General features: G+C 53.6%; 14 protein-coding genes. 3 read left to right on the top strand and 11 right to left on the bottom strand.

Going from position 1 to position 11,767, the window contains the following annotated elements; genetic code table 11:
- Positions 1–62: 62 nt before the first annotated feature.
- Complete coding sequence (locus tag FJ147_23665) at positions 63–401, top strand: hypothetical protein (GenBank protein MBM4258888.1); 339 nt, start codon at positions 63–65, stop codon at positions 399–401.
- A 166-nt stretch (positions 402–567) separates the two neighbouring features.
- Here the strand turns inward: FJ147_23665 and FJ147_23660 are convergent, their stop codons facing one another.
- From FJ147_23660 to FJ147_23640, 5 genes are all read right to left on the bottom strand, one after another.
- Positions 568–1,323: a 4'-phosphopantetheinyl transferase superfamily protein gene (locus FJ147_23660; protein MBM4258887.1), complete on the bottom strand. Its 756-nt coding sequence runs from the start codon at positions 1,321–1,323 to the stop codon at positions 568–570.
- Positions 1,324–1,350: 27 nt separating this feature from the next.
- Positions 1,351–1,929, bottom strand: a complete 579-nt coding sequence (locus FJ147_23655; protein ID MBM4258886.1) for a metallophosphoesterase family protein — start codon at positions 1,927–1,929, stop codon at positions 1,351–1,353.
- Between the two features lie 101 nt (positions 1,930–2,030).
- Positions 2,031–2,672 carry a carbonate dehydratase gene (locus tag FJ147_23650; protein MBM4258885.1) on the bottom strand — a complete coding sequence of 214 codons (642 nt, stop codon included), beginning with the start codon at positions 2,670–2,672 and terminating at the stop codon, positions 2,031–2,033.
- 109 nt (positions 2,673–2,781) lie between these two features.
- Entirely contained in the window at positions 2,782–3,333 is a 552-nt protein-coding gene (locus FJ147_23645) for a hypothetical protein (protein MBM4258884.1), read from the bottom strand.
- Between the two features lie 4 nt (positions 3,334–3,337).
- Positions 3,338–4,120, bottom strand: coding sequence for an SDR family oxidoreductase (locus FJ147_23640; GenBank protein ID MBM4258883.1), 783 nt, complete (start codon positions 4,118–4,120; stop codon positions 3,338–3,340).
- 128 nt (positions 4,121–4,248) lie between these two features.
- Between FJ147_23640 and FJ147_23635 the strand changes: the two genes are divergently transcribed.
- The gene (locus FJ147_23635; GenBank protein ID MBM4258882.1) at positions 4,249–4,791 is read left to right on the top strand and encodes a hypothetical protein; all 543 of its coding nucleotides are present in this window, start codon (positions 4,249–4,251) and stop codon (positions 4,789–4,791) included.
- 143 nt (positions 4,792–4,934) lie between these two features.
- On the opposite strand, the gene FJ147_23630 is transcribed toward FJ147_23635, so the two are convergent.
- The 6 genes from FJ147_23630 to FJ147_23605 form a co-directional block, all read right to left on the bottom strand.
- Positions 4,935–5,801 carry a 3-keto-5-aminohexanoate cleavage protein gene (locus FJ147_23630; GenBank protein ID MBM4258881.1) on the bottom strand — a complete coding sequence of 289 codons (867 nt, stop codon included), beginning with the start codon at positions 5,799–5,801 and terminating at the stop codon, positions 4,935–4,937.
- A gap of 156 nt (positions 5,802–5,957) precedes the next feature.
- A complete protein-coding gene (hisF, locus tag FJ147_23625; protein ID MBM4258880.1) occupies positions 5,958–6,803 on the bottom strand; it encodes an imidazole glycerol phosphate synthase subunit HisF in 846 nt (281 codons plus the stop codon).
- A 51-nt stretch (positions 6,804–6,854) separates the two neighbouring features.
- On the bottom strand, positions 6,855–7,775 hold the full coding sequence (locus tag FJ147_23620) for a lipo-like protein (protein MBM4258879.1): 921 nt from the start codon (positions 7,773–7,775) through the stop codon (positions 6,855–6,857).
- Between the two features lie 90 nt (positions 7,776–7,865).
- A complete protein-coding gene (hisA, locus tag FJ147_23615) occupies positions 7,866–8,600 on the bottom strand; it encodes a 1-(5-phosphoribosyl)-5-[(5-phosphoribosylamino)methylideneamino]imidazole-4-carboxamide isomerase (GenBank protein ID MBM4258878.1) in 735 nt (244 codons plus the stop codon).
- Between the two features lie 3 nt (positions 8,601–8,603).
- The gene (gene hisH, locus FJ147_23610) at positions 8,604–9,296 is read right to left on the bottom strand and encodes an imidazole glycerol phosphate synthase subunit HisH (GenBank protein ID MBM4258877.1); all 693 of its coding nucleotides are present in this window, start codon (positions 9,294–9,296) and stop codon (positions 8,604–8,606) included.
- 138 nt (positions 9,297–9,434) lie between these two features.
- Positions 9,435–10,124: a RibD family protein gene (locus tag FJ147_23605; protein MBM4258876.1), complete on the bottom strand. Its 690-nt coding sequence runs from the start codon at positions 10,122–10,124 to the stop codon at positions 9,435–9,437.
- A 240-nt stretch (positions 10,125–10,364) separates the two neighbouring features.
- Here FJ147_23605 and FJ147_23600 point away from each other — a divergent pair, with 240 nt between their 5' ends.
- A complete protein-coding gene (locus FJ147_23600) occupies positions 10,365–11,660 on the top strand; it encodes a VWA domain-containing protein (GenBank protein ID MBM4258875.1) in 1,296 nt (431 codons plus the stop codon).
- The last annotated feature ends 107 nt before the right edge of the window (positions 11,661–11,767 follow it).

Here is an 11,767-nt window from a genome sequence, read left to right as displayed (position 1 = left end):
GTCGCCCGCGTTCATCCAGCTCTTCGACCAGACTTCGATACTTAGACCGAAGCCAGCACACAATGGTCTCGTCTCTCATCCCTGCTCTTGTGCAGAGGCTCTCCACTCCGGTCAATCACTATTGCGGTAAGTTGTTTCCTGCCACCGCCTTAGGTGCAGTGCAGCGCTCAGAAAATGGAGCCATTTCCCTGGCACTTGGCGGATTCTATTTCCGGAGTGTCGACGAGCGCAGACGTTTTCTCTTCTTCAAATGGGGGTCACAGAAGGTCAATTTTTGGACCGGCGCACAACGGATGACGCTCAACACGGAATTCTACGCACGACGCCGCGCCGACGTTCTTGCCAGGCTTGAAGCCGATGCACCGAACTTCATTGCCAATCTCAAGCTGGGATCTCGGTAATGGCGTCGGGAGTGGGTATTTCACTGCAAGTTAGTGAAATGCCCAACCTATGAGTGAGGCTGACCGGAAAATCGTGTGCGTAGAATCGCGATTGCGATCTTCGCTTCATCTTTGAATCGTCGGCGCTCTCGCGCGCAGCATTCTGGATCGCCGAAGTCGGCTCTTGTCAAGAAACAAGAGGGATGGTCTCTTTCACCAAAATGCTGAGATCTGGTTCGTTGCTCCGACGAACTGCGATTGCAATGAGGTGACCGTCTGAAACTTGCAGTTGTGCAAACTGCCAACTCCGCGGGTTGTCCTGCATGCGTGGATCAAAGAAGATGCGAACTGGACAGCCTGCATCTAAGTGAAAGGAAAACTGCTCAAGCGGTAATGAGATGCCCATCCCTCGTGCCTTGATGTACGATTCTTTTAAGGTCCAATAATCAAAAAACCGCCGCCGTTGCTGTTCTTCAGGCAACATACGGAGTGCTCGTGCTTCGATCGGCGAAAAGAAGCGGTCGGCAATTTCTACCGTCTCTCCTGGGCGTTCGAGGTTTTCGACGTCGACACCCACTTCGCGATCGAGTGCCACGAGACAGACAATAAGACCGTCGGTATGCGAGAGATTAAAGCAAAGTGGTGGACTCTGTAGGGGACTGGCGATGGCAGGGCGTCCATATTCATTGTTGACGAAACGCCACACGTCAGGCGCAACATCCGCATAGCGCGAGAGCACTGTGCGCACCAATGCACGAGTGACGAGATACTCATGTCGTCCCTTCTCGAAGCGAAACCGTTGCTGTCGCTCTCGTTCCTCTGGCGTCATGAGCGCGTGATAACGGGACAGTAATTCTGGATCGGTCAACGATTCGGGAAACGTATACCAGAGGTGTACTTCAGTACGAGGTAAGAGCAACACAGAGGTAGGGTCGCCGAGCATAGGTCTCGACACACTTTGTGTAGATATCTACTCCAAGGAAAAGCGATGAATAGTCGCTTCGTTCAGATACGTATCGATGACCGCGTATGCGCCACGACGGTCTTGGTCGCGCGGCTGTGAGACTGATCCTGGGTTCACCACCGTGACTGAGCCTTCGCGATGGACAAAGGGCACGTGGGTGTGACCGAAGCAGACAAAGTCTTGCGCTAATGTGGAGAAACGACTGAGCCTCGTGCTGCCAGGATAGATGTACTCATCGTATGGCTCCCACGGACTGGCGTGCACCAGCAGGACTTTCGTGTCATTAAAGGTGAGATCGCGCGAGAGCGGTGCCGAGGCAAGAAAATCGAGCGCTTCGGCTGGGAACGTATCCTTGCACTTTTTCAGATAGGCCGGATTGCGACCACCAAACAGGACGACTTCATGATTGCCCTGAATACAGAGCACCTTGGCCTGTTGGAGAATCTCCACCGTCTCTGCGCAGAAGCGATACTCGCTCACGGCATCGCCTGGGCATAATAATGCGTCGATCGAAGGCATATCTTCCAGTGCGCGACGCAGCGCGGTGGCGTCGGCATGAATATCAGAGACAAGACCAATTTTCATGAATCGTGATGTGCTCCCTGTGTGGTGACCTTCCAGCCATTGTTCTATGGGCTTCGTGATAGGGATGCAAGAGGTTCGTTGCCGTGAGCTCTTGTGTGTGGCTACAACGCTGAGACTGCCGCTTCGTATGTCGTCGAGGCTTCTTGCAAATTACTGCTACTAACATGGAGGTCACGCAACAAGCCATCGTGGAGACTATAGATCCACCCATGCAACGTGAGATCTTGTCCACGTCTCCAGGCATTGTGCACGACAGTGGTATTGCTGACATTGTTGACCTGCTCGATCACGTTGAGTTCGCACAATTTCGCCCAGCGTTGTGATTCCTCAGTGATGTGCGCCAGGCGAGATTCGTGTTTGTAATAGACATCGCGAATGTGGCGTAGCCAATTATCGATGAGGCCCATTTCGGAATTACGCAACGCTGCTTGTACACCGCCACAGCCATAGTGGCCGCAGACGATCACGTGCTTGATCTTCAGTACGACGACTGCATACTCCAAGACCGACAGACAATTGAAATCGGTATGCACCACGACGTTAGCGACATTGCGATGAACAAAAAGCTCACCGGGAAGCAAGCCAGTAATTTCATTGGGGGGAAGACGACTGTCTGAGCAGCCAATCCACAGATACTGCGGTGATTGCTGGTGAGAGAGTCTATCGAAAAAATCTGGTTGCTGGGCACGAGTTTTTTCCGCCCAGGCCCGATTATTGGCGAACAGCTTCTGCAAGTCATGCATAGTACAATACTCTTCATTCGACGCGAAGAATAGATTTCTTCTATCAAGCGCAGAGTAATGTACCGCGTAAGCTGAGGGAGGCAAGCCCCTTACTCTTCTTTCCTCAGTCTTAACTTTTCACTCTCAATTCTTCATTGCCTGTTAGCTGATCTCCTGCAAGCAACGACAAATGCACCTCTGGAAGTACCTCACATACCACCGCCAGCGCTTGTAACAATAAATCGCTCACCATCCGTTCCTCCCCGATCCGATCACGTGCACCTTTCTGTAGCGTGAGAGAAAACACGCGCGTGCCCTCGTTCGTGCATAGCCCTACATGCGCACGATGTTCACCTTTCTTTGGACGATCGGTGACCAGCGTTGCGGTACATGACAAGCCGACAACTGGGACTGTCTCTGACTCACCTAGCGAACACGCACGCTGGTATGCACGCTGCGCCAGTGCGGCGGCGGTTTCCCTCGACACTGACTGGGATGGAGAAGCGCCGAGGAATTCGCTCATGGATTTGTCACTGTACGGAACCAGCGCTTCTAACACAGTTCGTGAAGCACCAGGAACAGCGAGCAAATCAGCGATAGCCTGGCTACCTCCACCGGTGACGACGAGAACGGCCACTGTTGGGGAGGCGTGGATGTGAGTGATGAGGGGAATGTTTTCCATAGAGCTACACCACCGCCGAGAACCCGCCGTCAATATTGACCGCTGTGCCGGTAATGAACCGCGCTTGTTCAGAGACCAGAAAAGCCACTAGCGCCCCGACTTCTTCCGGTTCACCGAGTCTTTGCAGCGGCACGGTTTTTCCCATCTTCACGTGAAACTCATCAATCGTGCCTTGCGCACCACCCGCACGCCAGTAACGTTCGGTCTGGGCGCTCTTGATGTTAGTGAGGCACACCGTGTTCACCAAGATATTCTCCGCCGCGTAATCACGGGACAGAGCCTTGGTCAGCGCGATACCAGCCGCGCGACTTACCGAGGTCGGTAACGATCGCGCGGTTGGGGCCTTGCCGCCTGGGTGAGTGACATTGATGATGCGACCACCACCGACTTTACGTAGGTGCGGAATCACACATTGACAACACCAGATCGCCGCCCGTAGTTTGAGATTCAGATCTTCGTCCCATTCAGCTTCATTGACGTCCTCAAACTTCTTTGCCGCCGATTTGCCGGCGTTGTTCACCAGAATATCGATACGCCCAAACTTCTGCGCCACACTCGCGATGAATTTTTCAATTTCGTCACGTTTGGTGACATCGACAGGTTGAGCGAACACTTCACCACCACTCAAACGCCGGATTTCTGTTGCCGCACTTTCCAATACATCTGGTCGTCGCGCACAGATTGCGACCTTGACACCCTCACGCGCCAACGTCAGCGCCACAGCCTTGCCGATGCCTTCGCTTCCACCCGTGATAATGGCTACTTTTCCTTTGAGCCCGAGTTCCATGTTTGTATCCTCCTTCTTCGATTACGATACTTTTACTATGAGTCAGTCGGCCGAGATAAGGCCAGAGGCCGTTCCCGGCGAGCACAGGCCGGAAACTGAATCGGGTGAGCGGGCGATCGAGCCATCGAGTGATGGAGTACGACAGCCGCGCACTCGAACGGACCGACAATCCGGCAGCGCTGATCGTCCTGGCTGCACAAGAGCGAGAGCGGTTACGACCGAGTGGCGAGCGCGTGACTGCCCAACTCTCTCTGATTCGCAAGCTCTATGAAAGGGGCTATCGCCGAGAACAGATCGTTGGGCTCTTTGAATTCATTGATTGGGTAGTACAGTTGAATGCGGTGGAGGATGAACAGTTCTGGGACGGAGTGAAAAGCATTGAAGAGGAGAAACGTATGCCATACGTAACAACTGGCGAACGCATCGGAATAGAAAGAGGGCTGCAACGAGGGCTCCAACAAGGGCTCCAACAAGGTTCCCTAGAGGAAGCTCGGACGATGGTCCTAGAGATTTTAGAAGAGCTGTTCGGCCAACCCTCAGCTACACTTGTCGCTGCCATTCAGCAAATTGAAGATCGTGCGTCACTCCACCAACTTGTACGTCGAACTCTTCACTGTGCCTCAGTAGAAGAATTTCAACAGACTCTCGATGCTCTGCAAGCACAGGCATAAACGCCAGGGTACCGCCGGAAACGCTGCGCTTATTCCGGCCTACTTTTTCAATATGCAGTCAGTAGGCCGGAATAATCTTGTCCCGAGCCTGACGAAGGGGGCTCGCAATGACACTCCCGCCGATGTGGGCGTATTTCGCGCAATTATGCCTCTAACAGCCTTCGTGCTTCCTCCGGCGTCGCAACTTCATGCCCCATGCCTTTGATCATCGTCACTGCGCGTTCGACGATCTGTGGATTAGTGAGCTTGCCTTCGTTGGCGTAGTGATGATCTTCGAGTCCGACGCGGACGTGACCGCCGAGACTAATGATGGCCGGTACGAGGGGAAGGTTGTCACCGCCAAGTGTCGCGGCAAACCAGTTGGCGCGCACGCCTTTGAGCATATCGAGATAGGCTTCGAGACTCTTCAGTGAAGGTGGAAGGCCGAAGGGTAACTCTGGTCCACCCAGGTAAAACTTCAGTAACAGTGGCTCTGTGAGTAGCCCTTGGTCGAGACAAACAAGGGCTGCGCGAAGAAAGCTTGGGTCGAAGATTTGCAGGGTAGGGCGTAATCCGAGTTCGCGCGAGTTCTCTAAAAAGTAACGAATTGTGTCGTAACTGTTCTTGTAGATAAAATTGCTGCCGTGAATGGTCTTGCTCTTTGGGTCATAAGACACAAGGTTGACTGATCCCATATCTCCGGCACCGAGGTCGGGTTTGGTCTTTGGATCTTTCGACAACTCAATGAAATGCTGAAAGCGTGGCGCTGGGTCGTCACCGAAGGGAAACGTCGGCCACAGCAGCGGTTTGCATTTCTCGCGCGTGCGTTTGTACACCTCGGCATAGTAGGGGACATCCTGTACCCATTCGCCATTCTCTGGGTTGCGTACGTGGAAGTGGATCAGTGCGGCTCCTGCTTTACAGGTGGCAATGGCATCGTCAGCAATCTCTTGCGGACTATACGGAATATGCGGATTGAACTTCCGCATTTGATTGCCGTTAATTGCTGACTCGATCATGATTTTGGCCATAAAAAGCCCTCCTTTAAATAGTTATAACCGGCGTCTTAGCGTATTTGAGAGGGAAGTGCCAGGTTCGAGGAGAAGCGACACGTGGTGCGTATTACGTGTTACGTGGTGCGTGTTTTGAGGTGCCACGCATCACGCAATACGTTTCACGTCCCAGTTTCACGCCATTCTCACATTTACCGCACGTTTCGCCAAAAATTCTTTGCACTCACGAACTGTGTACTCACGATAGTGAAAGATTGAAGCAGCTAGCGCCGCATCAGCACGGCCTGTCGTGAGCCCTTCGTAAATATGCTGTAAGGTGCCAACGCCACCAGAGGCAATGACTGGAATCGTGACAGCGTCAGCAATCGCTCGCGTGAGTTCGATGTCGTATCCCGCTTTGGTGCCGTCGCGATCCATGCTGGTGAGCAAGATTTCTCCCGCGCCATACGATTCCATGCGTTGCGCCCATTCAATGGCATCGAGTCCGGTTGGGGTGCGACCACCGTGGATGAATACCTCCCAGGAAGACATTGCGGATTGCGGGGAAAGGGGACTAGCCTCAAGTCTCTCGCCTCTCGTCTCCTCTCCATTTTGGACTCTGGACTCCGAACTCCGGACTTTCCGTTTCGCGTCTATGGCCACAACGATGCATTGTGAACCAAACCGTTCCGCTGCTTCTTTGACAAACTCCGGTCGGTTTACTGCTGTGGTATTGATCGAGACTTTATCCGCTCCGGCGTTGAGCAGATCACGGATGTCTTGAATCTCGCGCACGCCACCACCAACTGTGAGAGGCATGAAGACTGTCTCTGCCGTGCGACGGACGACGTCGAGAATGATCCTGCGCCGTTCGTGCGAAGCAGTGATATCGAGAAACGTGAGTTCGTCCGCCCCTTCTTCGTCATATCGTTGGGCAACTTCTACCGGGTCACCCGCATCACGCAGATCAACGAAGTTCACGCCTTTGACAACCCGACCATCTTTGACATCGAGACACGGAATAATGCGTTTACTCAACATGCTGCGAGTGTTGAGGGTTTCCAGGACCGAGTCAAGAGTGGACCTGGGAGTTCACCTGACTTTCTCAGACAGTCTTTCCGAAGCTGTGACAGGAGGAAGTTTGGTCTCTGCTTCTTCTCGTTCATCCCAGACAATCTGACTGTAATCGAACCGTCGTGACTCGATGACATTGAACTTAACTACCTCAAAATAAGGAGAGAGGTCGAAGTCACGTGGTGTGATGAGGGTGTGGTGGCGTCGACGAAATACCAAGCGGGATTGGGGGTCAGTTGCGCGGAAAAGGAGGCGATGCAGCCATGTACGTTGCGCGGCTTCGTCCATGCGTTGTGCCACGACCTGCGGAATAATGGGAAACCCGACCTTATCAAATGCCGCTGCCAGCATACTGGAGCAAATCACTTGCGTAGGGAGGCCACTACCAAAATGCAGAGCTTTGCGACGAAAACGACGGGGAACGAGGCTGACAGGAAGGAAGTAGCGAGCAAGGTCAAAAACATTCTGCATGTCGTACGAATGACCAAGCTGGCTGATCACGTCATCAAGAATGACCTGGACGTGTTCCTTGCGCAGTTGGTGCGGACGACATACGCGCACATTGAAATTGATGTACTTCGACAGCGGTGAAACCACCACGCCGGTTTCGACCAAGGCTTCAATCACCAGGTGGTTGACCTCGTCTCCGAAGCTTGCGCGCAACTGTCCGAGCTGAGGATGATTGCGTCGGACCAGTTCATCGCCAATGTACAGCGCGGAGTGGGACCACGAGCTTTGCGTCAGATACTTGATCACCTCACTCACGCGTTGTTCGCCTTCGACCAACAGCACATCGCCCTTCTTGATGTGTCGTTTCAGTTCGACCAGGTCGTTGGGAAGTCGGGGCGTGTAGTTTTTCAGCGGCTTCGTCAGGAGGACCGTGAATTGCCGTGTGATCACGCGACGAAGCGCTTGCCAGGGATGAAACGAAAAGCTCATCTCTTGTATTGTAGGAGATGGTTACCTGTGGATACAAGGTACGGAAGACAATGAAGAATGAAAAATGAAGAAGGAAAAATTTTGTGGGTCCTAATGCGGCAAATGTTTTCCGACCTTGATCGCTTCGGCGAGGTTTACCGCCCCAGTGTACAAGGCCTTCCCGACGATGACGCCTTTAATGCCTTTCCCTTCATATTGCGCGAGCCGTTGAATATCGCGGAGGCTCGCAACTCCACCCGAAGCGATAACAGGGATCGATACCACCTGCGCGAGCGCTACAGTTGAGTCAATGTTGACGCCACTTTCGGTGCCGTCGCGGCCAATGTCCGTGTAAATAATTTCGCTCACCCCTAGTCCCGCACACTGCGTCGCCAGAGCCGTTGCCTCTAGAGAGGTAATCTCAGTCCAACCTTGGACGGCGACTTTGCCATTGCGCGCATCAATGCCAACTGTAATCTTCCCTGGAAACCGCTGGCAGACGGTTTCCACAACTGTCGGAGCACTGTACGCAACCGTTCCGAGAATGGCACGATGGACTCCCAGAAAGAACAAGCGCTCTACCGCTTCAAGATTACGGATGCCACCACCGACTTGCACGGGAATCGAGACTGTCTTACAGATTTGCCGAATGACTTTGGTGTTGACTCCTGCGCCAGAGACAGCCCCATCAAGGTCGACGACATGTAGGCGTTCGGCTCCTTCTTCTTGCCAGCGTACGGCAGTTGCCACTGGGTCGTCCGAATAAATCGTCGCCTGTTTCATGTCGCCTTGATAGAGGCGAACACATTTTCCATCCTTGAGATCAATGGCTGGAATGATGAGCATAAATCACAGAGAGTCCGGCGTCCGATGTCCAGTGTCCGAAGTCTTCGGAGTCTGAGGCCGTACGGAGACAGAGTCTCCAGTCACAAGTCGACCGAAATTCTCCAGGATACGGAGGCCAATAGCTTGGCTCTTCTCGGGATGAAACTGTGAGGCAAACACGTTGCGCCAACAGACACTGGAGGTGAACTCGGTGTCACCATAATCCGTGGTTGTGGCGATGATCGCAGGATCGGCTGGCACGGGATAATATGAGTGGACAAAATAGACCGCCGCTCCTTCGTGAATGCCTTCGAGATGCTTGGTCTGCTGTTTGATATGTAACTGGTTCCAGCCCATGTGGGGGATTTTCCCGCCACCTACTTTGGCTGGATCAAAGCGAATGACTTGGCCTTTCAAGATGTCGAGGCCTGGCACGCGACCGAATTCCACTCCTTCAGAGAACAGAATCTGCATACCGACACAAATACCCAGAAGCGGAGTTCCTTGGTCCACGACCCGATAGACGGTATCGACTAAGCCACACTCTTTAAGACCGTTCATACACGCAGCGAAGGCACCGACCCCAGGCAGGACAACGCCAGGTGCGGCTTCGATGCGCCGCGGGTCGCGTGTCACTTCCGCGGCATAGCCCATTTTCTCGAAGCCTTTCTGGACGCTGCGGAGGTTTCCCATCCCGTAATCAATGATTGCAATCATCACAAGGCGTATTATCTCGCTCCTGGTGAGAGGAATCAATGTCCCGCATATCAGTGTTCAGCCGTCAGCTCTCAACGTTCAGCAAAAACGAAGAGAGGTGCGTTCTCAAGTGTGGAAGTAGTGCAAGCCGCCTCCCTCCTACCTTTCGCACCGGTAGCGTAACCACACAATGCCATCCGCCCGTTGCTCCATCGCTTGAAGCGTCAACCGCACTGGAGCGTGCGGGGACGATGCTGGATTCAGCGTATCAAACAGTGTCGGAGTTCCCATCGAGCCATCGGCAATCGGTGCGACCAGCAGACTGAGTTCATCGATCAGTCCAGCGTGCAGCATCGTTCCATTGATCTTGCCTCCACCTTCGAGCAGCAAAGTCTTAATCTGAAACGTGGTCGCGAGCTTGTCCAATGCGGTTGAGAGATCAAGCGTGTCTTTCCCGGCGCACAGGTAGGACACCTGCTGACTCTGCAGGAACGCCAGATATTCAGAGGACGCCTGCTCGGTGAGAACCGTAATGACATGATCGCCATCGATGGCGTTGCTTTGCCAATACAGTTTCCCGCTCGGATCTAAAGCAATCGCATAGTTGGGGCGCGCTTGCGGAGCGACAAAGTCGGTCTTTGGCTGAGCGGTGACAGTGGGGCATGTTGTGGGGGCAGTGCCTTTGGCATAGCCAATCATGGTAATGCGGCCACACATCCAGGCCTCAGCCTGATAGGTTGCAGCGGTTCGTTCGTATTCCCTACGACCTTCGGGGCTGAGTTGCCAAGCCGACGTGGCAATACGACCATCGACCGACGCTATCATGTGGCAGATCACATACGGTTTCATTCTTCCTCCATTTGCGTTAGTTACTACAGAAGGGCTTGCGGTTACGCTGGAAGCGCGTAATGTACTCACTCCTGAGTCACTTGCCAACGCAGCAGAGCAGGAACAGAAGTCGAAGAGTTCAGGCGTCTCGGACTCTCAGACAACGGAGAACGAATATTGCCGACCAAATGGAGAGAGCAGACTGTGATTGCTCACCACAACTCGGAATCTCGTATCTCGCACGTGCCGAAAAGTAACACTATGAACGCATATCAAACGATTGTCTTTTTTTTCTCGTGCCTGGTGCTCCTGATTCTTCAAGGAGGAGCCACTGCTCAACAACCTTCCTTGCCAGCTGATGGTTGGCAGGGATCACGCCCAACACCACAAGCGTCCACGCCAACGCCGACACCACAGGCACTACCAGCAACACCGTTTCCGCAACCGTCTGGACCATCTGGTGGAAAACAGACCTTAGAGATTCCTGTCCAACCACAAGCCGTGCTTCCTCCTGCGTCACACCAGGAAGTGACCATTCCTCCAGCCCCACAACCGACGTTGCCATCACCAGTAGTGCAGACACCATCGACGCGGCCAAATCAGTTGCTGACCGTGACGGTCACTGATCAGGATGGCCAGTATGTCACGGACCTCAAACCAGAAGACTTTGTCGTCTATGAAGCCGACCTGCCGCGGCCGCTGACCTACTTCAATACCGGGCAAAACGAGCCCATGAGCCTTGGCCTCGTTGTTGATTCGAGTGAGAGCATGATGACGAAGATGGGACGTGCGCGTCAGGCCTTGCGCCTGCTCGCAGACTCCATTCAGCCACAAGATGAAGTGTTTTTGAGCGCGTTTAGTTCTTCCCTTGAGTTATTGCAGGATTTTACTGACAGTCGACCACTGGTGATCCAAGCAACAGCTCGCCTGAGACCGGACGGACAGACGGCTCTGTATGACGCTATTCTTGACGGACTCAAGCGCATTCGCCAAGGGCAGCGGCAAAAGAAAGCTCTCGTTGTCATCACTGATGGTGTGGATACATCGAGCCAGGCTTCTCTGGCGGAAGTGACCGAGGCTATACGGAGTTCGCACGTGCTGGTGTATACGATCGGCATTGGCAACGCACATGTGCGCAGGAACCACCAGGGGCGAGCATCGATGCCGATGGGAGCGCCGATGGGAATGGGTGGTGGTATGGTAGGAAGACGAGGGGGGCCCTTCGGAATGATGGGACCTATGGGACCTCATGGCTCAATGCCACCAGCTGGACGGTTTGTCGATGAAACGGTGGATTCTCGAGCTCTGGCCGCTATGAGCGAGGAAACTGGTGCCAAACATTTCTTGCTCAACACCGCTGATGTCGTTGGCAACGGTGCGGTGTTAGAGGCAGCCGCGAATACTATCGTGAGCGAATTGCGACAGCAGTACAGTTTAGGGTATCGCTCGGCACTCAAGGGCGACGTCCATCGCGAAGTGCGCATCGAGACGCGACGCAGTGGCGTCGTTGTTCGCACGCAAAAGGGAGTGAATGAGAAAGGCATGGGCAAGAATTAAGTTACCGATTAAGAGCGAGGAAGAAGCGTATAGTTCCAATCGCCATGAAACTTACCGGGTTTGATATTGAGCGCTTGAAACTCATCGTCGGAGACCTGTAGGCCTTT

The sequence above is a fragment of the Deltaproteobacteria bacterium genome (genome assembly GCA_016874775.1).
Classification (GTDB): Bacteria; Desulfobacterota; Binatia; order Bin18; family Bin18; genus VGTJ01.
This window is presented reverse-complemented; position numbering and strand designations above follow the sequence as displayed.

What these genes read in the sequence shown, in the direction of transcription:
- FJ147_23640 (MBM4258883.1), bottom strand. Translation starts at nt 4,120, where the DNA reads ATGGAACTCGGGCTCAAAGGAAAAGTAGCCATTATCACGGGTGGAAGC.
- FJ147_23600 (MBM4258875.1), top strand. Translation starts at nt 10,365, where the DNA reads ATGAACGCATATCAAACGATTGTCTTTTTTTTCTCGTGCCTGGTGCTC.
- hisH (MBM4258877.1), bottom strand. Translation starts at nt 9,296, where the DNA reads ATGATTGCAATCATTGATTACGGGATGGGAAACCTCCGCAGCGTCCAG.
- FJ147_23650 (MBM4258885.1), bottom strand. Translation starts at nt 2,672, where the DNA reads ATGCATGACTTGCAGAAGCTGTTCGCCAATAATCGGGCCTGGGCGGAA.
- FJ147_23660 (MBM4258887.1), bottom strand. Translation starts at nt 1,323, where the DNA reads ATGCTCGGCGACCCTACCTCTGTGTTGCTCTTACCTCGTACTGAAGTA.
- FJ147_23620 (MBM4258879.1), bottom strand. Translation starts at nt 7,775, where the DNA reads ATGAGCTTTTCGTTTCATCCCTGGCAAGCGCTTCGTCGCGTGATCACA.
- FJ147_23630 (MBM4258881.1), bottom strand. Translation starts at nt 5,801, where the DNA reads ATGGCCAAAATCATGATCGAGTCAGCAATTAACGGCAATCAAATGCGG.
- hisA (MBM4258878.1), bottom strand. Translation starts at nt 8,600, where the DNA reads ATGCTCATCATTCCAGCCATTGATCTCAAGGATGGAAAATGTGTTCGC.
- FJ147_23655 (MBM4258886.1), bottom strand. Translation starts at nt 1,929, where the DNA reads ATGAAAATTGGTCTTGTCTCTGATATTCATGCCGACGCCACCGCGCTG.
- FJ147_23645 (MBM4258884.1), bottom strand. Translation starts at nt 3,333, where the DNA reads ATGGAAAACATTCCCCTCATCACTCACATCCACGCCTCCCCAACAGTG.
- hisF (MBM4258880.1), bottom strand. Translation starts at nt 6,803, where the DNA reads ATGTTGAGTAAACGCATTATTCCGTGTCTCGATGTCAAAGATGGTCGG.
- FJ147_23665 (MBM4258888.1), top strand. Translation starts at nt 63, where the DNA reads ATGGTCTCGTCTCTCATCCCTGCTCTTGTGCAGAGGCTCTCCACTCCG.
- FJ147_23605 (MBM4258876.1), bottom strand. Translation starts at nt 10,124, where the DNA reads ATGAAACCGTATGTGATCTGCCACATGATAGCGTCGGTCGATGGTCGT.